The organism is Caproiciproducens sp. (assembly GCF_053840905.1).
Genome location: NZ_JBNLXQ010000005.1, coordinates 46,553 through 66,843 on the forward strand (window position 1 = coordinate 46,553; position 20,291 = coordinate 66,843).

At 51.8% G+C, this 20,291-nt stretch carries 20 protein-coding genes and 2 tRNA genes; 13 read left to right on the forward strand and 9 right to left on the reverse strand.

All coding sequences use genetic code 11. The features are described 5' to 3' along the window. Positions 1-145 precede the first annotated feature (145 nt). The 6 genes from ACQGQ5_RS06265 (at position 146) to ACQGQ5_RS06290 (ending at position 4,822) form a co-directional block, all read left to right on the forward strand. Positions 146-1,882 carry a type IV secretory system conjugative DNA transfer family protein gene (locus ACQGQ5_RS06265; protein ID WP_455735702.1) on the forward strand — a complete coding sequence of 579 codons (1,737 nt, stop codon included), beginning with the start codon at positions 146-148 and terminating at the stop codon, positions 1,880-1,882. A gap of 134 nt (positions 1,883-2,016) precedes the next feature. Beyond that, complete coding sequence (locus ACQGQ5_RS06270) at positions 2,017-2,739, forward strand: helix-turn-helix domain-containing protein (protein ID WP_455735703.1); 723 nt, start codon at positions 2,017-2,019, stop codon at positions 2,737-2,739. A 289-nt stretch (positions 2,740-3,028) separates the two neighbouring features. Beyond that, positions 3,029-3,319 (forward strand): transposase, encoded by a 291-nt coding sequence (locus tag ACQGQ5_RS06275; RefSeq protein WP_455735704.1) that lies wholly within the window; start codon positions 3,029-3,031, stop codon positions 3,317-3,319. Between the two features lie 8 nt (positions 3,320-3,327). Further along, positions 3,328-4,170, forward strand: coding sequence for an IS3 family transposase (locus ACQGQ5_RS06280; RefSeq protein ID WP_455735705.1), 843 nt, complete (start codon positions 3,328-3,330; stop codon positions 4,168-4,170). A gap of 107 nt (positions 4,171-4,277) precedes the next feature. Continuing rightward, positions 4,278-4,505, forward strand: a complete 228-nt coding sequence (locus tag ACQGQ5_RS06285) for an AbrB/MazE/SpoVT family DNA-binding domain-containing protein (protein WP_455735706.1) — start codon at positions 4,278-4,280, stop codon at positions 4,503-4,505. Continuing rightward, on the forward strand, positions 4,502-4,822 hold the full coding sequence (locus tag ACQGQ5_RS06290) for a hypothetical protein (protein WP_455735707.1): 321 nt from the start codon (positions 4,502-4,504) through the stop codon (positions 4,820-4,822). The genes ACQGQ5_RS06285 and ACQGQ5_RS06290 overlap by 4 nt, the downstream gene beginning before the upstream one ends. A gap of 38 nt (positions 4,823-4,860) precedes the next feature. Here the strand turns inward: ACQGQ5_RS06290 and ACQGQ5_RS06295 are convergent, their stop codons facing one another. Further along, positions 4,861-5,043: a hypothetical protein gene (locus ACQGQ5_RS06295; protein ID WP_455735708.1), complete on the reverse strand. Its 183-nt coding sequence runs from the start codon at positions 5,041-5,043 to the stop codon at positions 4,861-4,863. Positions 5,044-5,134: 91 nt separating this feature from the next. On the opposite strand from ACQGQ5_RS06295, the gene ACQGQ5_RS06300 reads away from it, so the two are divergent. After that, positions 5,135-5,386 (forward strand): hypothetical protein, encoded by a 252-nt coding sequence (locus ACQGQ5_RS06300; protein ID WP_455735709.1) that lies wholly within the window; start codon positions 5,135-5,137, stop codon positions 5,384-5,386. Between the two features lie 724 nt (positions 5,387-6,110). On the opposite strand, the gene ACQGQ5_RS06305 is transcribed toward ACQGQ5_RS06300, so the two are convergent. Then, positions 6,111-6,187, reverse strand: a tRNA-Pro gene (locus ACQGQ5_RS06305). A gap of 27 nt (positions 6,188-6,214) precedes the next feature. Next, a tRNA-Gln gene (locus ACQGQ5_RS06310) sits at positions 6,215-6,288 on the reverse strand. A 205-nt stretch (positions 6,289-6,493) separates the two neighbouring features. On the opposite strand from ACQGQ5_RS06310, the gene ACQGQ5_RS06315 reads away from it, so the two are divergent. The 3 genes from ACQGQ5_RS06315 to ACQGQ5_RS06325 all read left to right on the forward strand — a co-directional run bounded on the left by ACQGQ5_RS06315 (position 6,494) and on the right by ACQGQ5_RS06325 (position 9,215). Beyond that, on the forward strand, positions 6,494-7,021 hold the full coding sequence (locus tag ACQGQ5_RS06315; protein ID WP_455735710.1) for a nitroreductase family protein: 528 nt from the start codon (positions 6,494-6,496) through the stop codon (positions 7,019-7,021). Positions 7,022-7,239: 218 nt separating this feature from the next. After that, entirely contained in the window at positions 7,240-7,686 is a 447-nt protein-coding gene (locus ACQGQ5_RS06320) for a MarR family winged helix-turn-helix transcriptional regulator (protein ID WP_455735711.1), read from the forward strand. A gap of 68 nt (positions 7,687-7,754) precedes the next feature. Next, positions 7,755-9,215, forward strand: a complete 1,461-nt coding sequence (locus tag ACQGQ5_RS06325; RefSeq protein WP_455735712.1) for an MATE family efflux transporter — start codon at positions 7,755-7,757, stop codon at positions 9,213-9,215. 70 nt (positions 9,216-9,285) lie between these two features. Here ACQGQ5_RS06325 and gatB read toward each other — a convergent pair whose 3' ends face one another. The 6 genes from gatB to pdxR form a co-directional block, all read right to left on the reverse strand. Then, positions 9,286-10,716 (reverse strand): Asp-tRNA(Asn)/Glu-tRNA(Gln) amidotransferase subunit GatB, encoded by a 1,431-nt coding sequence (gene gatB / locus ACQGQ5_RS06330; protein ID WP_455735713.1) that lies wholly within the window; start codon positions 10,714-10,716, stop codon positions 9,286-9,288. Continuing rightward, positions 10,713-12,176 carry an Asp-tRNA(Asn)/Glu-tRNA(Gln) amidotransferase subunit GatA gene (gatA, locus tag ACQGQ5_RS06335; protein ID WP_455735714.1) on the reverse strand — a complete coding sequence of 488 codons (1,464 nt, stop codon included), beginning with the start codon at positions 12,174-12,176 and terminating at the stop codon, positions 10,713-10,715. The genes gatB and gatA overlap by 4 nt, the downstream gene beginning before the upstream one ends. Before the next feature lie 9 nt (positions 12,177-12,185). Beyond that, on the reverse strand, positions 12,186-12,464 hold the full coding sequence (gene gatC / locus ACQGQ5_RS06340; protein ID WP_038324946.1) for an Asp-tRNA(Asn)/Glu-tRNA(Gln) amidotransferase subunit GatC: 279 nt from the start codon (positions 12,462-12,464) through the stop codon (positions 12,186-12,188). A gap of 41 nt (positions 12,465-12,505) precedes the next feature. After that, a complete protein-coding gene (gene aspS / locus ACQGQ5_RS06345; RefSeq protein WP_455735715.1) occupies positions 12,506-14,257 on the reverse strand; it encodes an aspartate--tRNA ligase in 1,752 nt (583 codons plus the stop codon). A 153-nt stretch (positions 14,258-14,410) separates the two neighbouring features. Then, on the reverse strand, positions 14,411-15,628 hold the full coding sequence (pepT, locus tag ACQGQ5_RS06350; RefSeq protein ID WP_455735716.1) for a peptidase T: 1,218 nt from the start codon (positions 15,626-15,628) through the stop codon (positions 14,411-14,413). A gap of 272 nt (positions 15,629-15,900) precedes the next feature. After that, a complete protein-coding gene (gene pdxR, locus ACQGQ5_RS06355) occupies positions 15,901-17,268 on the reverse strand; it encodes a MocR-like pyridoxine biosynthesis transcription factor PdxR (RefSeq protein WP_455735717.1) in 1,368 nt (455 codons plus the stop codon). 129 nt (positions 17,269-17,397) lie between these two features. Here pdxR and ACQGQ5_RS06360 point away from each other — a divergent pair, with 129 nt between their 5' ends. The 3 genes from ACQGQ5_RS06360 to ACQGQ5_RS06370 all read left to right on the forward strand — a co-directional run bounded on the left by ACQGQ5_RS06360 (position 17,398) and on the right by ACQGQ5_RS06370 (position 20,245). Further along, positions 17,398-17,973 (forward strand): ECF transporter S component, encoded by a 576-nt coding sequence (locus ACQGQ5_RS06360; RefSeq protein ID WP_455735718.1) that lies wholly within the window; start codon positions 17,398-17,400, stop codon positions 17,971-17,973. A gap of 88 nt (positions 17,974-18,061) precedes the next feature. After that, the gene (locus ACQGQ5_RS06365; protein ID WP_455735719.1) at positions 18,062-19,375 is read left to right on the forward strand and encodes a lipopolysaccharide biosynthesis protein; all 1,314 of its coding nucleotides are present in this window, start codon (positions 18,062-18,064) and stop codon (positions 19,373-19,375) included. Between the two features lie 150 nt (positions 19,376-19,525). Continuing rightward, positions 19,526-20,245, forward strand: a complete 720-nt coding sequence (locus ACQGQ5_RS06370; RefSeq protein WP_455735720.1) for a hypothetical protein — start codon at positions 19,526-19,528, stop codon at positions 20,243-20,245. The last annotated feature ends 46 nt before the right edge of the window (positions 20,246-20,291 follow it).

Here is a 20,291-nt window from a genome sequence, read left to right on the forward strand (position 1 = left end):
AAATAGGTCATAAGTACAATAGTCAACGAATTTCCCATTATGTTAAAACAGTAAGATACCTCTGTTTATGACAGTACGTTAATTACATCTGTTAAGCACCTCTTCGGAGGTGCTTTTCTTATATCATTTTTAAGGAGGGAAAATCATGCCAAGTACAATTGCTATTCTTGTCTCTATAGCGGCCATCGCTGTTATAGTCGAGCTTTTTGTTTCAGAAGCAGTACACGGGAACCTGAATATCAAGGCCCGAACCGTCGGTGACGGCCAATACGGGACCGCACGATGGGCTACCAAACAGGAAATTCAGGAAACCTATGACAACATCCCCTTCGAACCGCAACTGTGGCGCAAAGGCAAACATCTTCCGGATGAACCGGACGGCGCGGCTGTTCTGGGAATGCTTGAAGGACGGGGAGATGTACGCGCAAGGATAGACAACTCAGACAGCCATACTTTAATTCTCAGCACAACCGGCGGTCGCAAGACCACCGGTTTTCTTTATCCCAATCTGGAATTCACCTGTGCCTGCGGCTGCAGCTTCCTGGCCACCGACACCAAGGGAGACGTTTTCCGGGATTACGCCGGGATCGCTCAGAAGTATTATCATTATATCCCGTACATCATCGATCTACGCAATCCCACACGCAGCCATGGATTCAACCTTCTGCACCTGGTCAATAAATACACGGATCTCTTTAAGAAAACCGGCGACATTACCTATAAGGCCCGGGCAGAGCGGTACGCAAAGATCACCGCGAAAACCATTGTCCGCATGGAAGGTTTTGACGGCGGCGGCCAGAACGCTTACTTCTATGACGCAGCCGAAGGTCTGATAGCGTCCACCATTTTGCTTGTAGCGGAGTTTTGCGGCTATGGTGAGCGTCATATCGTCAGCGTGTTTAAAATCGTACAGGAGCTTCTGCAGACGAAAACACAGCCCTCTACCCAAAGTGATAAAGCAAACAATGTGAAGCTGAAGAACGAATATCAGAGACTGATCGAACTGCTGCCGGCAGAACACAAGGCGCGATGGCTTGCCGGTGCTGCACTCAACACTGCGGAATCCAGTATGCACAGCGTCATGAGTACGGCCATGAGCCGCCTGCTTTCCTTTATCGACTCCGAGCTTGAACAGGTATTATGTCTTGACAGTGACGTAGACGCGGAGCAATTCTGCAATGGCCACGCTGCTGTTTTTATTGTATTCCCAGAGGAAGATGCCACAAAGCACTTTCTTGTCTCCCTGTTTGTTTCTCAGCTTTACAACGAATCTCTTGTGGTAGCGAATCAGGATGATAAAAACAAGCCGGACAAGCGCGTCTATTTCTATCTGGATGAGTTTGGTACTCTTCCGAAATTTGATAATGCAGAGCAAATGTTTACGGCTGGTAAGTCAAGAAACATTCTATTATTTCCTATGATTCAGTCCATGGAGCAGCTGCGCAAAAACTATGGCCGGGAAGGTGGAGAAATCATCATTGACTGCTGCACCAACGCCTTATTCGGCGGGTTCACCCCTCTGTCCAAGGGAGCGGAGGATGTCTCCCGGGCGCTGGGCAACCAGACCGTCATGTCCGGAAGCACTTCCCGCAGCGGCAGCTTTGAACGTGACAGTTCAACAAAAAGTCTGCAGATGATTCAAAAACCGCTGATGACTGCGGAGCAAATCAGGAATATGCCGGAAAATCAATGGATATTAACAAAAACCAGGACTCATCCTTTGAAAACCATTTTGAAGCGGTTCGACGAGTGGGGCATCAAGCTGGACACTCCGTTTGCAATGCCCGAAAACGCGACGCGCACAGTCCGGTATGCAAGCCGGGAAACTAAAGGCGGCTGTACTACGGAGATATCCGCACAAAGAGCGGATGGAGCCGCTTGACATTAGTTCTCTGGGTTCAGCAAGATCTGCAGGAAGAAAAATCACCTTTGAAGAGGAAGATCTATAATACAATCTGGCAGGGCGGGAGGATAAACACTCCCGCTCTTTTATTATGAATATTTAGGGGGAGCAACATGAAGGGATACTTTGTATCGAATGTGATGAAGATCGTTCGGAAATTGGAGCTGACAGCCAAAGTAATGCGTGTCTATTCCTATTTAGCGGAGTGCAGCAACATCAACGGCGAATGCTGGCCGTCTAAAAGGACGATTGCACAGGCTTGTAGGGTCAGTGTAGCGACGGTAACGCGGGCTTTACGGGAACTGGAAAAGGCGGGCATGATCATTTCCGAGCCGCGTCACCGCTTGAATAACGGGCAGACTTCAAATCGGTACATAGTATTCACCGAGCCGCAGGTTGCGGAACCGACAGATCAATCAGGAGAGGCAATTCCGGAAGCGCCGGATCTCCCGCAAGTGGAGGAAGTTTATGAGGAGCTTGAAATTCCCGAATACATACCTGATATGCCTGCAGATTTTCCGGCCGGCGAAAAGCCCATGGAAAGCACGGCACCCGGCAGGAAAAAGCAAAGCGGCCGTCATGCAATCCCACGCATGCAGAAAAGTATTCCTTCAAAACTTTTATCTGTGTCCCGGCTGCTCAAGCTGCGGCTGTTCTGCCGCCTCCTTTTGAGTCAAGTTGATACGGCCCCCCATATCAATATGACACCCCAAGGAACTAATTCCACAACGAAGGTTACGTTAAAGCAGAGAAAAAAAGACTTTGTCTCTAAGATAGCTAAGAGGAAGCTTCTAAGTAAGAGAAAATATGGCAGTGATAAATCCGGCGATGGGTAAAATGCGCCATGAGTGATTTTTTGATCATCAATGCCCGTCCTCCTTTTTCCCTGCTTTGGAAACATGGGGAACACACCGAAAAAGTAAGAGCAGATCAGGAACAATCCCGGTCTGCTCATTTTTTATGAATGGAGAATGAGAATGGAATACATGGAAATCATTGGTGTGCCGGCAGTCGTTTCGGCGCGGCACCGCATTGTAATCGACAAAAGTGTTCCGCACCGCGAAAATAGACATTGAAAGACAAAGCCTCCAGTCGTAGGATAGAACTACGATTGGAGGTTTTGTCATGTCAGGAAAAAAGGGAATGCCAAGATATAGTGAAGAAATGAAAGAAATGGTTGTTGAAGAATATCGCACAGGGATAAGTGTGAGTGAATTGAACCGACGATACGGAGTCAGCCGATATGCCATTCAAAGCTGGTGCGGCCTGCGTAAGGAGGTGGAATTACGTCATGCTGCACCGTCACCAAAAGGCAGGCCACGTCAACAACAGGAAAGTCAAGAACAGATCATCAAACGGCTTCGGATGGAAAATGAACTACTGCGAAATTTTCTCTCAGTCGTTGGAAGGAAGTGAAACCAAGCATGAAGTACAAAATCATTCACGCATGTGCCGACCGATACCCAATACTGGCTATGTGTCAATTTTTTGAGGTCTCTCGCAGTGGATATTACTGTTACCTTCGACGATTAAACCAGCCAGATAAAGACTTACCACTCGCGGAGCTCATACGGGAGTGTCAGTCTAAACGAGGGAAAATTCACGGATATCGGTATGTGCATCTGTGGCTGGCTCGCAAAAAACAAATGCATTGCAATTCTAAAACGGTTCTGCGGGTTATGCACAAATACGGCCTTCTCAGTGAGGTTCGCAGAAGAAAATATTACTCCTGTGGACAGCAGCTGCGCCGTTATGCGAACTTTCTGAATCGAGACTTCAAGGCGGAGCATCCAAATACTAAATGGGTGACAGATATCTCTTACATTCCAACACAGCAGGGCTTCCTGTATCTTTCGATCATCCGTGATCTGTTTGACAACAGTATCGTTGCTTACCAAACCAGCCGCCAGCAGACAGTCTCCCTGGTTCTGGATACCATACGCTCCACTATGGAAAAAGAGAAAGTCGCCGGGGAGTTGCACCTCCACAGCGACCAAGGGTTTCAATACACCTCACAAGCATATTTCAACCTAACTAAAGAATATGGCATTATCCCCTCCATGTCAAGACGGGGGAATCCTTATGACAATGCCATGGCCGAGAACTTCTTCTCCATCCTGAAAACAGAATGTATTTATCGGCATAAAATTCAGACCTTTGCTCAGGCACAGGAACTGATTGACGATTACATCAATTTTTACAACTTTGAGCGTTTTCAAATGAAATACCGGCTGACACCACTCGAAAAACGGTGCCAGCCGGCGTAATCCAGCGATATTCTACGATTGGCTTTTCTTTTTTGTGTCTATTCCCTCTGGTGCGGTTCAAAAGCGCACGCAAGCTTTATGGTATCCGTAAAACGTCAGAGGTCTACATGCAGCGCAATAAAAACCTGTTGATAATTACTCCTGCCAACCATCGAAGCTCAAGCAAAGAGCTAAAGGAGCTGAGCATTGGACGGTTTAATCTGCCGGTTGAATGGGCAAGGTCGAACCGCATCCAGATCGGAGACTACGTTTACCTTGTGGCCACGACCGAGGGAATCATCGTCTGCCCGGCCGGAGTGAAGTTTCTTTGTGTGAAAGGGGAGAAGACCCGTTGAATGTTTTAGGGTGCCCACTAAAAATCTCCGCTATGAAGGAAATTTACTTTCCACGGCTTTATATCCAGCACTTTGGGATATCCCCAGACAGGCCGGTTGCCGTCATCCGGGAAAATCACGACGATTATTATATTTTCCGTAATGACGACGGCCGGGAGCTGCTTGAAAATGAAATCCGTGTAACTGTTCGGAAAGGCTTTGCTTCCATCCCTGCGGAATTTCTCAGAAGAAACGGATTGACGCCTGGGGTAGACAGCCTGTATCTGCTGGGAGTCGAGGATGGGTTAAAGGTCAGCGTGAAGAAGGATATGCTGTAAAAAGCGGAAGTACTTCCGCTTTTCGCTGGGGGGAGGGGTTACCCTTTTTCTTTTCGCATGTCAGTATCAATTAGATCGCAAATGTAAGCATTCAGGCTTTTCCCCTTACTTTGTGCAAAAGCGTGTATAATATCACGCTGTCCTTTTGGAACCCGGATTTTAATATCATCGAGTTTTTCGAGATGTTTTTTATTTCCGCGCAGTTTGGCTTCACTTGCCATAATATCGCCTCCGCGTTATAGTATAACACAATAATCATCATGGGTACATGAACTATGATGAATTCATAAGATGAATCGAGGGGGATTAAGGATGTTCAAAATTCAATACAGCTATTTACTCAAAAGGATTTTCATTGTCTGCTTGGTTTTCCTGATTGCGATATCGGTAGAAATAGCCCCGGATTTTCCAATCTTATTTGGTTTAGCAGTATTATCTGACCTATCTTGTGTGAAATGTCTTTGGAAATCAATGCTTAAAGACGAGGAAAAAATAAAAAAGCGGAAGCACTTCCGCTTTTCGCAAAACAGCGAAAGGGAAATCTCCCGTAAAAAGGCTGCTTAAAATAATTAAGCACTTGCAAATTACTAGAATTTGGTATATAATTCTCCCTGTGGAGAACAAAAAAGCATCCACAGGCGAAAAACTGCCTACGAAACAGTTAATCGCCTTGCGCCATAAGTGGGACCAGACCCATTATGACTTGTGAATGCCGTTTATGCGGTGTTATTTTAACACGCATTTCGGATACATGTCAAGGTCTGTACCCTTATGTGGCTATTAGGGTGCAGACTTTTGTTTTTCATTAACGATTCCGCAATGATGAGCATTGTGTACCTCATCGTGACCGATGCTGTCACAGCGCGAGGTTGGCGCTCTTTGACAATTTAGTAAGTCACGACCAACATTTGAATTCCATCTTCAAATGTTCGTGTCGGCTTGCTGCAATATGCTTGCCGGAAGAGTAATATCGGAGTTTATTGGACCGAACCAAAGTTAAGCTACGCAGCGATGAGCGAAAATATGAAACGAGGTGGTACAAAGCTCGGAGCGAGTCTCTGAACTCCCTGAAAACGCGATAGATCTTATCTGCACCAGAAATGTGGATATGCGGCGGTACCGGCTTCCGGATGCCAAGCAATCAATCTATGATTATATCTCTCTGGTTACGTGGTCAGCGTAGCTGGAGAGTTATCATAAAAATATATATTCTGTCTATTCTTTAAGAGTACATATTTTTATGATAACAGGGGCAAAAGCGTCTGCTTTTACCCTCATATCATAAAGCTGGTCGAGGTGACTGGATTCGAACCAGCGGCCTCTACGTCCCGAACGTAGCGCTCTACCAAGCTGAGCCACACCTCGAAAAATGCGGCCCCAAAATTGGGGCCATGGCTGCGGAAGAAGGATTCGAACCCTCACAAACAGAGTCAGAGTCTGTCGTGCTACCTTTACACAATTCCGCATCAAAATATTTCAAACAGCAAGAATTATTATACCAAAAACCAGAAATTTGTCAATCCTTTTTTAAAAATAAATCTTTGAGTTTTTTAATTTGTATTTAACACAAATGGATTGATAAATAATCAAAGGTAAGATATAATTGAAACAATTTATATTAAAATGGATTGTGTGCCGAACGGCATACGAGTGATTAAGGAGGAATTCACAGTGATACTCAACCATACCATAGAGGCTTTGCTCGACAGGCGGGCGGTTCGCGCTTATCGGCCTGAGCAGATTTCAGAGGAAGAGCTGACAGATATTTTACTCGCGGCAAAATTCGCCCCGTCAACCAAGGGGATGCAGGCAAGGCATTTTACCGTGATTCAGAATAAACAGCTGCTTGCGGATATTGTATCCGCCGCTGTGGAAAACAGCGCGAAATTCCTTCCGGGCCATGTGCCGTTCTACAACGCTCCCACCGTCATTGTTTTGTCGGCCCCGGAATCGGCGAAATACAACCGCGAGGATTGTTCCTGCGCGATCATGAATATCATGCTTGCCGCCCAGGCATACGGGCTGGGAAGCTGCTATATCTGTTCGGTCAACGACGGCCTGCGCGACGAGCGTATCCTGAAACGCCTCAAGCTGCCCGACCGGTACCTACCGTTCGGCTGCGTTACCGTGGGGTATCCGAGCGAAAATGCACCGGCTCCCAAAGAGCGCCGTGACGATGACATCAGCTACGTAAGATAATTGTATTATTATATGAAAATGTTGGCGATGCATACGGGCAAAATCCGCTTGCTTCAACGGCGGCCATAACATTTTGATAGAACCCTTCCTGTTGCCGGAGAGAAGCAGCTTAGCTCCTCCTCTACAATAGGGAGGGTTTGTTATTTACGGCTTTATAGCTTTTTCTCGATTTTCAAAACTCCTTGACAATAGGGTTTAGCAGGTATACAATTGAGAACATGGAAAAGCAATACGATGCGCAGAAGATCTCAAGGTGTCTCCTGGATGCTGTGGAACAATTTAATAAATACGATAGAAGATCCCGCACTTTTGGCACGGATCATGAGCTTTTTATTGCTGAAATACATTTGATTGATTTTATCGGAAGCAATGAAAGCTACTGTATCTCCGATATTGCCAAGTCCATTCGGGTGACAAAGGGAGCCGTTTCTCAAATGGTAAAAAAGCTTGAGGAAAAAGGGTATCTGATGAAGTCGGCGGATTCCGGCAATAAAGCGAGAGTCATTGTGCGGCTGACGCAAAAGGGCCAAAAGGCTTTTGAAGAGCATCGCCGCTATCACAAAGAGCTTGACGGGAAAGTTTTTGACGTAGTGCAAAACTATGACGGACAGAAGCGCGCGGTAATCTGTGAGTTTTTAGAGGAGATTCAGAAAAAATGGGAATAGTGCTGCAAGGCGCTATTTTTTTTGCGAAATCGTATAGCAGCTAAACGATTTGGAAGGGGTAATTTTCAATGAATAAAAGATTGGCTGTGATGGAGAGCGGGAAAGTGAATACCGCTTTGCTGTACTTAGGAATGCCGACCATCGTCGGGTTACTGATGACGGGGTTCTACAATTTTATCGACAGCTTCTTTGTGGCGCAGCTGGGTACCGCGGCGATGGGGGCGATTTCCATTGCCTATCCGCTCGTCACGTTCATTCCCGGAATCGGGCTGCTCTTTGGAAATGGGGCGGCAGCGTATATCTCCGAGCTTCTCGGGGCGGGCGAAAAGAAAAAAGCGGAAATCGTGCTTTCGTCGACTCTTTTTTACTGTGTTCTTGCAAGCGTAGGGTTTCAGTTCGTCCTGCTGTTTCTGCGTCCGCTGCTCAGGGCAATGGGCGCTTCCGCCGAGGTGATGCCCTATGCAATGGACTATACGGGAATCCTGATTGTCGGCTTCCTGTTTCAGATCCCTTCCATCTGCCTGATGAACCTCGTGCGCGCCGAAGGTGCGGTAGCGCTCAGCACGTGGTCCCAGATCGTGGGTTCCGTGGTAAATATCATTTTGGACCCGATCTTTATCTGGCCGCTGAAGATGGGAATTGTAGGCGCCGCCGTGACCGATGTCATCGGGCAGTTTATCAGTGTTGCGATTTTGCTGCCATATTATCTGAGAGGGAAGAGCTACTTGACCCTTTCCGTCAAAAATATCCGCTTTCAGTCGTGGTTTATAAAACCGATTCTCAAAACGGGGATTCCCATCTTTACGATCAACCTTTTTCAGAGCCTGTCCATCAGCGCGGCAAACGTTGTGGCGGCTCCGTACGGCGACAACACCATTGCCGCGCTGGGGATCGCCAACCGCATGGTGGGGATGACCACGTTTGCCATTACCGGATTTTCAAGAGGGTATCAGACCTTTATTTCCTATAATTACGGCGCGCGGAATTTTGACCGTATTAAAGAGGCTACCCGGAAGGCATATCTGTGGGCAATTTCAGGCGGCGTGATTCTGGCGGCTCTGCAAATTCTGTTTGCGCAGCCGATTGTTGCCGCGTTTTCCAGAGACCCCGCCGTTATTAAGCTGGGCATACGGGCAATGATCGGGGCAAGCGTTTTGTTTTTCACCTATGGCTTTCAGGCGATGGCGATCGTATATCTGCTTTGCATCAAATACAGCAAGTCCGGATTTGTATTCAGTATTTCCAGACAGGGGATCATCTACCTTCCGATTCTGATCCTGATGGAACGTCTGTGGATGGAAAACGGGATTTACTATGCGCAGGCGGTTGCCGATCTGATTACAACTTTCGTGATGCTGGTCTTTCTTGTGTGGACCAGACAGAAACGGACGGACGCTTTGCGGGAGGTGCCTCTTCGGACAGACGCCTTATCCCCGGCACAGGACAGGGAAGCCTGCTCCGGGGCTTTGAATGAGAAATACACAGATGCGCAGGATTTCTCTGCGGATGACGGGGAAGGGAAGAACTGAGAACAAAGGAATGCCTTGATCGGATTATCAAAGCCGATCAAGGCATCTTTTATGCATCGTTTATTTTTGATTATTTGGCGTTGGTTCCCTGTATCAGCTGAATCAGCAGCTTTTCCGCTTCCGTCGCGTCCGCGCGGCCCCGTGTCGCTTTCATAACGGAGCCCAGAATGGCCTTGAGCGCCTTTTCTTTGCCGGAGAGGTAATCCGACACCGCGTTGGGATTGGAGGCGATAGCCTGCTCGCAGGCGGATTTAAGAGCATCCGCGTCCACACCGCCCATATCGGCCTCGCTGATGAGCTCGCCCGGAGCTTTCCCGGTGTCGAGCATTTTTTCAAGCGTCGCCTTTAAAAGGTTCATTTTGATTTTGCCTGCGTCCAGCAGCTTCACAAGCGCGTTTAAGTTTTCGGGCGTTACGTTCACCTGAAAGCTTTCTTTCGCGCTGTCGCCGTTCAGACGGCTGAACATCTGTCCGATCATGCAGTTCGCGACGATCTTCGGATTCTGAACGCCGTCAATGGCGGCTTCAAAATATTCCGCAATTCGGCGGTATTTGATCAGCTGCTGCGCGTCGGCTTCGGGAATGCCGAATTCGGCCCGGTAGCGCTCCAGCCTTTGGTGGGGCAGCTCCGGCAGCTTTTCCCTTAACCGGGCGACTGTCTCGCCGGAAACCTGAATGGTCACGAGGTCCGGCTCGCGGAAATAGCGGTAATCGTGGGCGTCTTCCTTGCCGCGCATGCTTTCGGTGCAGTCGTCCTCCTCGTTGTAGCGGCGGGTTTCCTGCACGACCTTTTCGCCGCTCTGCAGCAGGTCGATCTGACGGTTCACCTCGTATTCCATCGCCTTTGCCATGTGGGTGAAGGAGTTCATATTTTTAATTTCGGTCCTTGTGCCGAGTGCTTCGGTCCCCTGCGGACGCACGGAAACGTTCACGTCGCACCGCATGGAGCCCTCCTGCATTTTACAGTCCGAAATACCGAGAAAGCGCATGACGAGCTGCAGCCTTTCCAGATATTCCCTCGCTTCGTCAATGCTGCGGATATCGGGCTCGGTAACGATCTCAATCAGCGGCACGCCGCCGCGGTTATAATCCACATAGGTGCTGCCGCGCTGGTGGACCAGCTTTCCGGCGTCCTCCTCGATATGGATGCGCAGGATGCGGATTTTTCTGCCGTTGCTCAGCTCCACATATCCGTTTTTGCACAGCGGCATATCGTACTGTGAAATCTGGTATGCCTTCGGAAGGTCGGGGTACACGTAGTTTTTGCGGTCCATTTTGGAAACCGGGCTGATTTCGCAGTTTGTCGCCAGACCGGCCATAACGGCGTATTCGACCACTTTTTTGTTCAGCTTGGGCAGAGTGCCCGGCAGCCCGATGCAGACGGGGCAGCAGTGGGTGTTCGGGTCGCCGCCGAACTCCGTGGTGCACGAGCAGAAGATTTTCGTTTTGGTGGATAATTCAATATGAGTTTCCAGTCCGCAGACCAGTTCGTAATCGCTCATAGCTTCACCCCCATGTCCGCAGAGCGGAAAACCGTGTCTCCCACGGCCGATTCATACTGATGCGCAATATTCAGGATGACCGCCTCGCTGAAGCTGCTGCCGATCAGCTGCATGCCGATGGGCAGGCCCGCGGCGTCAAAGCCGCAGGGGATGGAGACGGCGGGCAGGCCCGCGATGTTCACCGGCACGGTGCAGATGTCCGTCTGATACGTTTCCACCGCGTCCTGTGCGGTGAAGTTCAGCGGGAAAGCCGTCATGGGGACGGTGGGGGCGAGAATCGCGTCGCATTTCCCGAAAGCGTCCTGAAACGCTTTGACCAGCGTGCCGCGCAGATTCTGCGCCTTTTTATAGTACGCGTCGTAGTACCCCGCGCTCAGCACGTAGGTGCCCAGCAGGATCCTGCGCTTGACTTCCCTGCCGAAGCCCTCGCTGCGCGTTTTGCAGATCATTTCATTGCGGTCGCCGTAGTGCGGGGTGCGGTAGCCGTAGCGGATGCCGTCGTACCGCCCGAGGTTGGAAGAAGCCTCCGCGCACGCCAGAATATAATACACCGGCAGGCTGTATTTTAAAGCGGGCATATCGAAATAGACGATCTGAGCGCCGAGCGACTCGCAGACCTTCAGCGCGTTCTGTACCGCGCCGTTCACATCGTCGCGGATGCCGTCGAAGTATTCCTTTGCAATTCCGATTTTCATGCCTTTGACGCTGTTGTTCAGGCTCTCGCTGACCGGTTTTCCGGTATTGCCGCGGCACGTCGAATCCTTTTCGTCGTACCGGGAAATCGCGTCGTAAATTAGCGCGGCGTCCTCCACCGTCGCGGTGATCGGCCCGATCTGGTCAAAGCTGGACGCGTAGGCGATCAGCCCGTACCGGGAAACGGCGCCGTAGGTCGGTTTTAAGCCGACCAAGCCGCAGAAGCTGGCGGGCTGACGGATAGAGCCGCCCGTGTCGGAACCAAGCCCGTAAACGGCAAGGTTGCCGCCGACCGCGGAGGCGACGCCGCCGGAGCTGCCGCCCGCCACGCGGGAAAGGTCGTGGGGGTTCAGCGCCCCGCCGAAGCAGGAGGTTTCGCAGGAGGAGCCCATGGCGAACTCGTCCATGTTTGTCTTTCCGAGCAGTACGGCGTTCTGCCGCTGCAGAATGTCCCATACCGTCGCGTCATAAATCGGGTAATAGCCCTTCAGAATGTTGGAACAGCAGGTGGTTTCGATTCCTTTGGTGGAGATATTGTCCTTGAGAGTCATCGGAATTCCCGCGAGGGGGGAAAGCTCTTCACCGGAAGCGATTTTTTTGTCCACAGCCTTTGCCGTTTCCATTGCCAGCTCCGCCGTGGGGTTGACATAGGCGTTGATTTTTATATTGTCGCGTTCCATCGCGTCGAGATAGTTCTGTGTAAGCTCCTGACAGCTGATCTGCCGGGACTGCATCAGCCCGTGCAGCTTTTTGATCTGACTTTCCATCCGTACCTCCTACACACGTTTTTTGACCAGAAAATATCCGTCGTCCCGGCTCTCGGCGTTTTTCAGGATCTCTTCCCGGTCGTAGGAGGGGACGACGGTGTCCTCCCGGAAGACATTGGAGAGGTTGTTGATATTGTCAAAATCGGAAGCGTCGGCGCTGGCGGCGTTGATCGTGTCGGCAAAGCCGATGATTTCGCTCATATCCTTCGTCAGTTCGTCCAGCTCTTCGTCACTGACGGAAAGCTTCGCCAGATTGGCGATATTCAATATTTCCTCATGGGTAATCATGAAAGCCCTCCTTCGGTCCGGGCCAAAAACAGGCTCCGGGCTTATTTTCTCAGCTTAATGTGAACCTCGCGCAGCTGCTGCTCGGTGACTTCTCCGGGGGAGCCCATCAGCACGTCCTGCGCGTTGGAGTTCATCGGGAACGCGATCACCTCGCGGATGTTATCCTCGCCGGTCAGCAGCATCAGCATCCGGTCCACGCCCGGGGCCATGCCCGCGTGCGGGGGCGCGCCGTACTGGAACGCGTGGTAGAGCGAGGTGAATTTGGTTTGGATATCCTCCTCGGTGTAGCCCGCAATTTCAAACGCCTTGACCATCACGGCGATGTCATGGTTGCGCACCGCGCCGGAGGAAAGCTCCACGCCGTTGCAGACGATATCGTACTGGTAAGCCAGAACCTCCTCCGGCCTTTTGGTCGTCAGCGCCTCCATTTCGCCCTGCGGCATGGAGAACGGGTTGTGGGTGAAGACGTAGTTTCCGGTGTCCTCGTCGATCTCGTACATCGGGAAGTCCACGATAAAGCACAGCTCAAACGCGTCCCTGTCGATCAGGTCAAGCCTTTCGCCAAGCTCCGTGCGGATCTGTCCCGCAAGCTTCGGTGCTGTCTCGCGGTCGTCGGCGATGAAGAAGATCACACAGCCGGGCTTCAGCCCCGCACGGCGGGCCAGCTCCCCGCGTTTATCGTCCGGCAGATATTTGTTGATCGGGCCCTTGTACTCGTTTTCAGCGGTGACGCTGATATACCCGAGGCCCTTCATGCCGATTCCTTCCGCGAATTTCAGCATGTTCTCGAAGAAGCTCTTCGGCTGGGCAACACAGTCCGGCACGTTGATCGCGCGGACGGTTTTGCCTTTGAACGGGGTAAAGGCGGTATCTTCAAACAGGTCGGTAATATCGAGAATGGTCAGCGGGTTGCGCAGGTCGGGCTTGTCGGTGCCGTATTTCAGCATGGATTCTTCGTAGGGAATGCGCAGAAACGGCGCTTTGGAGACCCTTTTATCGGAAAATTTCTCAAAGGTTGCGCCCAGCACTTCCTCCGCAACCGAAAAAACGTCCTCCTGCGTGGCGAACGCCATCTCAAAGTCGAGCTGATAGAACTCGCCGGGAGAACGGTCGGCCCTCGCGTCCTCGTCGCGGAAGCAGGGGGCGATCTGGAAATAGCGGTCGAAGCCCGACACCATCAGCAGCTGCTTGAAAATCTGCGGCGCCTGCGGCAGGGCGTAGAATTTACCCGCGTGCCTGCGGCTGGGAATCAGATAGTCGCGCGCGCCCTCCGGAGAAGAGGCGGTCAGAATCGGCGTCTGGATTTCCAGAAAGCCCATTTCCGTCATCTTGCTGCGCAGAAAAGAAATCAGCTGGGAGCGCAGGACGATATTCTGATGCACCTTCGGGTTGCGCAGATCGAGAAAGCGGTATTTCAGACGGACGTCTTCCTTGGTTTCCTTCGACAAATCCACTTCAAACGGCAGGCTGTTCAGTGTTTTGCCCAGCACGGTGAGGGCGGAGACCTTTACCTCCACCGTGCCGGTATTGATTTTGGGATTAACGGTGTCTTCGTCGCGCAGTATAACGGTGCCGGCGGCGGTAATGGTGCATTCTTTCGCTACATTTTCCAGCAGGCTTTCGTCGTGAACAACGATCTGGACCACGCCGTAGTGGTCGCGCAGATCCAGAAATTTTACGCCGCCGTGGTCGCGGATGTTTTCCACCCAGCCGGCCACGCGCACTTCGCTGCCAATGTCCTTTTCGCTGACTTCCCCGCACAGATGGGTGCGGTACTGGTTCACACAAATCATAATTCCGTTAATCCCCTTTAAGCACTTTCTTAATTAAAGCATAATTATACCATAAAATGCATTTTTCGGCAACGGGAACCCCGCCGTTTTTCCGCCGATTTGCACTTTATCACTTTACTATATCATATTCTGCAGGGAAATGCGATACAAAATTCATTCCGCCTTTACAATATTCAGGAGTACCTCCGCCATGCTGTCCATGGACTGGACCGGAACGTACTCGAACCGGCCGTGAAAATTGTGGCCGCCGGTGGAAAGGTTGGGGCAGGGAAGACCCATGTACGAAAGCCTCGCGCCGTCCGTGCCGCCGCGGATGGCTACGATCTCCGGCTCCACGCCCGCGTCCTTCATGGCTTTTTTTGCCTTTTCAATGATAAACATATGCGGCTCTATTTTTTCCTTCATATTATAATAGGAATCCCGCAGGGTGAGTTCAATGGTATTTTCTCCGTATTTTTCGTTGAGATAGCGGGCGATTTTTTCAAAACGGGCTTTTTTCTCCGTGAATTGCTTCATGTCGTGGTCGCGGATAATATAGCGCAGAACGGTTTTTTCCTCGTCGCCCTCCATGTGGCTCAGGTGGTGGAAGCCCTCGTAGCCCTCGGTACAGGCGGGAATTTCGTTCGGAGGAAGCATGGAATTGAATTCAATGCCCATCAAAAGCGCGTTCTTCATCTTGTTTTTCGCGTCGCCCGGGTGGATGTTCACCCCGTTTACCGTGACTGTCGCGGCCGCCGCGTTGAAGTTTTCGTACTCGATTTCCCCCAGCCTTCCGCCGTCCACCGTGTAGGCGTAATCCGCCCCGAAATGTTCGACGTCGAATCTGTCGGCACCGCGCCCGATTTCCTCGTCCGGAGTAAAGCCGACCGCGATTTTTCCGTGCTTTACCACGCCGCCGCTCAATTTTTCCAGAAGGGTCATGATCTCCGCCACACCGGCTTTGTCGTCGGCGCCCAGCAGGGTGGTGCCGTCGGTGACGATTAAATCCTTGCCCTTGTAATCGCGCAGGCTTTCAAATTTCGCGGGGCTCATCACGATCTGTTTTTCCTGATTGAGGACGATGTCCCCGCCGTCGTAATTTTCCACGATTCTCGGCCTGATCCCGGCGCCGCTCGCGGACGGGCTGGTGTCCATGTGGGAAATCAGCCCGATCACCGGCAGCTTTTCCGCACAGTTTGCGGGAAGCGTCCCGTAGACGTAGCCGTTTTCGTCCATGTGGGCGTCGGAAAGGCCCAGTTCCTTCATTTCCTCCACCAGAAACTTTGCCAGCGCCTTCTGTTTTTCGGTGCTGGGGCAGACGTTCTCCGGGGCGTTTTCGTCGGAGGTGGTGTCAAAGCCGACGTATTTCAGAAATCTTTCATATGCTTGCATGTTATGCTTCTCCTTTATCCGATGGAAATCCGCCGCATCGGCGGGATGCGGACTAGAGCGTGTATGCAAATCGGAAAAACGACGGATATTTCGCTGAGAAGGAGGGACTTCAAGGAAAAAAGCACACGAATACTTTCCGTATTCGGAGCATTTTTGACGACGAAGGAACCCTTCTCAGTAGAAATAGACTAGATTTTGGAGTTTGCATACACGCTCTAATTCCATTATTTGTTAATGTACCCTATTTTACTACGATAAGCCGGAAAAAACAATCAGGACCACGCGCTTTTCAGGCAGTCCACCGCCGCGCCGATCTCCCCGAGGGGAATCCCCGCGAAGCCGAGCCTGATTCTGGAGGTGCCTTCCTGCGGCGGCATGGTCCGGACGCCCTTCTCTGCCGCCAGGGCGCAGAGCTCCTGCGATGATAGCCCGGTTTTCACGTCCAGGATCAGGTACAGAAACGTCTCCTCCAGCAAAATATCGACGCTGTCGCCGAAAGCGCTTTTCAGGGCTTTGATCAGCGCGGTGCTCTTGGCGGCGTACAGCTTTCTCAGCCGGCGCAGATGGCGCTCCAGCTGTCCGCTTTTCACGTACCCGCTCAGAGCCAGCTGCTCGATTTTGGAAGCGGTCTGGTTGTAGCGGCTGGCCCGCGCGCGGTAGCGCTCCAGAAGATTTTCCGGCAGCACCATATAGCCGATACGCACCGAAGGAAGCAGAAGCTTGGAGAAGGAGCCGATGTAAACGATGCTTTCTCCGCCCGCCATGCTCTGCATGGCCGGAATCGGGCGCGCGTTGTAGCGCAGCTCACCGTTGTAGTCGTCCTCAAGGATGATCGCGCCGGTTTCCCGCGCCCAGCTCAGCAGCTCGGCCCGCCTGCCCATGGGCAGGCTCGTTCCCGTGCGGACCCGGTTGGAGGGACTGACGAACAGCAGCCTTGCGCCGCTTTTTTCCAGCGCGTCCATCCGGATGCCGCTTTCGTCCGCCGGCAGCTGCAGGACATCCAGCCCGCAGTCGGAGAAAATCTGCTCGGCCTGCAGAAATCCCGGCTCTTCCATGGCAACGCGCGTATCCTCCCTGTTTAACAATCCGCATAATATGGTTAACAGCGGCTGCGTGCCCGCGCCGATGACGATCTGCTCCGGGGAAGCGACCACCCCCCGGACGCTGTAGCTGTAGGCGGAAAGCGCTTCGCGCAGAGCGCGTTCCCCCTGATGCTCGCCGTACCCGGCGATGACCTCCTGACGGTTCAGCACGTCGCGGATATGGCGCCGCCAGGCCCTGATGTCGATATTGTCGCTGTCCACACAGTCGCTGCCGAAATTGTAGCGGATGGGAGGGGCGCTCGGCAGGGGGGTACCGACGCGGCGGGGCTTCTGGCGCCCGTCGCCGTGCGCCACGGTCAGGACAAAATAGCCGCGCTGCGGCCGGGATTGGATATAGCCTTCCACGCAAAGCTGCTGATACGCGTTTTCCACGGTCGTGCAGCTCAGTTTTAAATCCTCCGCCAGCTTGCGGATGGAGGGAAGGCGCTCTCCCTTCGCGAGATGTCCGGCCTCAATGGCGGCTTTCATGGTGAGGTAAAGCTGCTGATAAAGCGGGGTGCCCGAATCGGCGTCCAAAATCAGATAATCGTAGGTCATGGTTTCCTCCAAAAACTGTACTGGTTATTTTTTTATTAACTGTATATTTCAATACGAACAGTTATACGCTATTATTATAGCACAGCTTGAAAGCAAAGCAATCATCATTCATAATTTGGGGGCATCATCATGAAATGTAATACAAATCAGCAAAAGACGACGGTCAATGTCGCGCTGACCGGCCTGATGGGCGCGCTTGTACTGGTGGGAACATACTTGAACGTTCCGATTCCCGTGCTTGGCGACAAAACCATGATCGGTCTCGGCAACGTGTTCTGCATCCTGTCCGGCCTGCTTCTGGGGCCGGTTTACGGCGGCGCGGCGGCGGGAATCGGTTCGTTTATCTTTGACCTGATCGGAGGCTGGGCTTCCAGCGCGCCTTTTACGCTGGTTTTTAAGTTTATGATGGCGTTTGTCTGCGGCACCATCGCCTGGGGCGGGGACAGATCCGCGAAAAAGCTTTCCCGCCTGATTCTTGCGGCGGTCGCGGGTTCCTTGAGCTACTGCGCCCTGTACCTCGGCTATTCCTATGTGAAGGAGCTGCTCATCGGCTCCGCGGTGCAGGTCGTCAATATTAAAATCGCGACCAAAGCCGCCGCAACCCTCACGAACGCGGTGATTGCGGACGTGGTGGCCGTACCGCTGTTCCTCACCATTCGGAAGGCGCTCGACAGAAACCATGTCGGCGGAAAACTTCAGGAATAACCGCTGCAATATTGTTAATTTTTTGCGATCATGCTATAATATACTCCTTGTTAAAAAGTACAGCGGCAGATATTGGAGTATAGGATAGATGAAAGAAAAAAAAGACCGTAAAATCAGAAGTTCCATCGTGCGCGACGCGCTCAGCACCTTTGGCACAACCGCCTTCGGCGCGGTCATGGGGTTCGTTTCCTCCCTTGTGATCACGGGGGTACTGGACCCGGCTTCCAAGGGATATATTACGCAGCTTCAGTATGTGGGAACGCTTTTGGTCACCTTCCTTTCCCTGAGCGTCAGCTCCGCGGTGATTTACTATACGTCGCGCTACGGGCTGAAGAACGTGAAAAAAGCGCTGACAAAAATCTGCGCCGGAATCGTTGTCCTGATCGTCGTCATCGGCCTTGCGAGCGTTTTTGTACTGCGCGACAGCTATTTTGAGGACACTCCTCTTTTATACAGCGTGCTTGCGGTGGTTTACGGCGTCTTTTCCTTTTTATCCACCGTCTACACCTGCATTCTGCGCGGGGAGAACAAGTTCAGCGCCTATAACATCATCACCCTGGTTCAGCGCGTGCTGACCACCGTGTTTGCGTTCAGCGTGTTTTTCTGGAAAACGCCGCTGGTGATTATTCTTTCCAGCATTCTGATTATGGTGGCCATGATCGGGATGTGTGTTTCCGTGCTGCGCAGGAGCCCGGAACAGGCGGTCAGCGAAGAGGACGATGTGCTGGTCGGCGCCGGTACCATGGTAAAGTACAGTCTGAAATCCCATGTTTCCAACATGCTGACCTATGTGAACACCTATGCCGCCAATTTTATTGTCAAGGGATATTACAAGGTCGCCGCGCTCGGCGTGTACTCCTTCGCCTCCACACTGATGGAGCAGGTCTGGCTTTTGCCGAATGCCGTCAGTATGGTCATCATGTCGCGGATCGCCGGGATGAAGGTGCAGGAGGATAAAGTCAAGCTGACGCTGATGTCCTGCAAAATCGTTACCTACATTACTTTTGTGTGCGCGTTCCTGCTGACCTGGATGGCGCAGGTTTTCGTACCGATTGTTTTCCCGAAATATGTCGAAGCCATTCCTGCGCTGCGCATCCTGATTATCGGCTCCATCTTTATTACTTACGCGAAGGTGCTGGCAAACTCGATTGCGGCGTACGGAAAACCGGAGCTGAATATCATCTCCACGGTGATCGGCGTGGCGTTCAACATTGTCCTCAGCTTTGTCCTGATTCCCGGCATGGGCATCAACGGCGCGGCGGTGTCGACGTCCGTTTCACTGACGGCGCAGGGACTGACCTCGATCATCATTTTCTGCAGGTTTACTAAAACGCCTTTCTACAGGCTCCTGATTCCGAGCAAAGAGGAAATTTCCATCGTACAGAAAATTATCAAACGATAATGTCATAATAGAAAAAAGTCTGTGGGCCTCAGCCCGCGGGCTTTTTTCATTTAGCTTTAAAATAAAGAACATACAACCGTCACATTGCGCCAATATAATAACCATACGTCAGGAAGATATTTCCAATTTTTTAGAATGGAGATGCAAATCATGAAGGATCGTATGGTAAAACGGGTGGAAGCGGTGCTGCTGGCCGCCGTTTGTACTGTCGGACTTGCGGCATGTTCCTCACAGACAACGGCCGCGTCCGCAACGGCGTCACAGTCCGCTTCCCGGCAGAGCGCGGACAATCAGACGACCGTGTACGGAAAGGTGACAGCGGTTGACGGCAGCAAAATCACTCTTGCTCTGGGGACCTTGAACCGCGGAGAGGGCGGCGGGCGCCAGGAAAGCGGAAAAGACGGCGCTTCCGGCAGTGAACAAAAGGGCGACTCTCCGTCGAAAGACGATACCGCGTCGGGTGCCGATTCCGAAGGAAAAAATCAGGGGCAGCCGGGTTCCGGCGGCGCAGACGGATTTGAAATGCTGACGCTCACAGGCGAAACGAAAACCGTTACCATCTCTGACGAAAGCATCCTTACCAGACAAAGCATGCGGGGAAACCGGCAGGCTCCGGACGGAAAGACGGAACAGGGGGCGGGTTCCGCCGTTTCTTCCGCAGGGGATACAAGTGATACATACAGTACAAAAGGAGTAAAAAATACAAATGGTAATGAAAGCGGAACGTCCGCTTCCCTCAGCGACATCACCGTCGGCAGCGTGCTGAAGGTCACCAGCGAAACGGGAACCGATCAGCTGGTTTCCGTACAGATTCTGGGCGGGGGTACGCGCGAAAAACCGGAAGAGTCGGGCAGTTCAAGCCGGTCCTGAGGAAGCGGGACGTAAAAACTTCCTGCCGGAAGCAAATATTCCCGGC

Excerpts from the sequence above, each read along its gene's own strand:
- ACQGQ5_RS06265 (WP_455735702.1), top strand. The coding sequence starts at position 146 with ATGCCAAGTACAATTGCTATTCTTGTCTCTATAGCGGCCATCGCTGTT.
- ACQGQ5_RS06270 (WP_455735703.1), top strand. The coding sequence starts at position 2,017 with ATGAAGGGATACTTTGTATCGAATGTGATGAAGATCGTTCGGAAATTG.
- ACQGQ5_RS06275 (WP_455735704.1), top strand. The coding sequence starts at position 3,029 with ATGTCAGGAAAAAAGGGAATGCCAAGATATAGTGAAGAAATGAAAGAA.
- ACQGQ5_RS06280 (WP_455735705.1), top strand. The coding sequence starts at position 3,328 with ATGAAGTACAAAATCATTCACGCATGTGCCGACCGATACCCAATACTG.
- ACQGQ5_RS06285 (WP_455735706.1), top strand. The coding sequence starts at position 4,278 with ATGCAGCGCAATAAAAACCTGTTGATAATTACTCCTGCCAACCATCGA.
- ACQGQ5_RS06295 (WP_455735708.1), bottom strand. The coding sequence starts at position 5,043 with ATGGCAAGTGAAGCCAAACTGCGCGGAAATAAAAAACATCTCGAAAAA.
- ACQGQ5_RS06300 (WP_455735709.1), top strand. The coding sequence starts at position 5,135 with ATGTTCAAAATTCAATACAGCTATTTACTCAAAAGGATTTTCATTGTC.
- ACQGQ5_RS06320 (WP_455735711.1), top strand. The coding sequence starts at position 7,240 with ATGGAAAAGCAATACGATGCGCAGAAGATCTCAAGGTGTCTCCTGGAT.
- ACQGQ5_RS06325 (WP_455735712.1), top strand. The coding sequence starts at position 7,755 with ATGAATAAAAGATTGGCTGTGATGGAGAGCGGGAAAGTGAATACCGCT.
- gatB (WP_455735713.1), bottom strand. The coding sequence starts at position 10,716 with ATGAGCGATTACGAACTGGTCTGCGGACTGGAAACTCATATTGAATTA.
- gatA (WP_455735714.1), bottom strand. The coding sequence starts at position 12,176 with ATGGAAAGTCAGATCAAAAAGCTGCACGGGCTGATGCAGTCCCGGCAG.
- gatC (WP_038324946.1), bottom strand. The coding sequence starts at position 12,464 with ATGATTACCCATGAGGAAATATTGAATATCGCCAATCTGGCGAAGCTT.
- aspS (WP_455735715.1), bottom strand. The coding sequence starts at position 14,257 with ATGATTTGTGTGAACCAGTACCGCACCCATCTGTGCGGGGAAGTCAGC.
- pepT (WP_455735716.1), bottom strand. The coding sequence starts at position 15,628 with ATGCAAGCATATGAAAGATTTCTGAAATACGTCGGCTTTGACACCACC.
- pdxR (WP_455735717.1), bottom strand. The coding sequence starts at position 17,268 with ATGACCTACGATTATCTGATTTTGGACGCCGATTCGGGCACCCCGCTT.
- ACQGQ5_RS06360 (WP_455735718.1), top strand. The coding sequence starts at position 17,398 with ATGAAATGTAATACAAATCAGCAAAAGACGACGGTCAATGTCGCGCTG.
- ACQGQ5_RS06365 (WP_455735719.1), top strand. The coding sequence starts at position 18,062 with ATGAAAGAAAAAAAAGACCGTAAAATCAGAAGTTCCATCGTGCGCGAC.
- ACQGQ5_RS06370 (WP_455735720.1), top strand. The coding sequence starts at position 19,526 with ATGAAGGATCGTATGGTAAAACGGGTGGAAGCGGTGCTGCTGGCCGCC.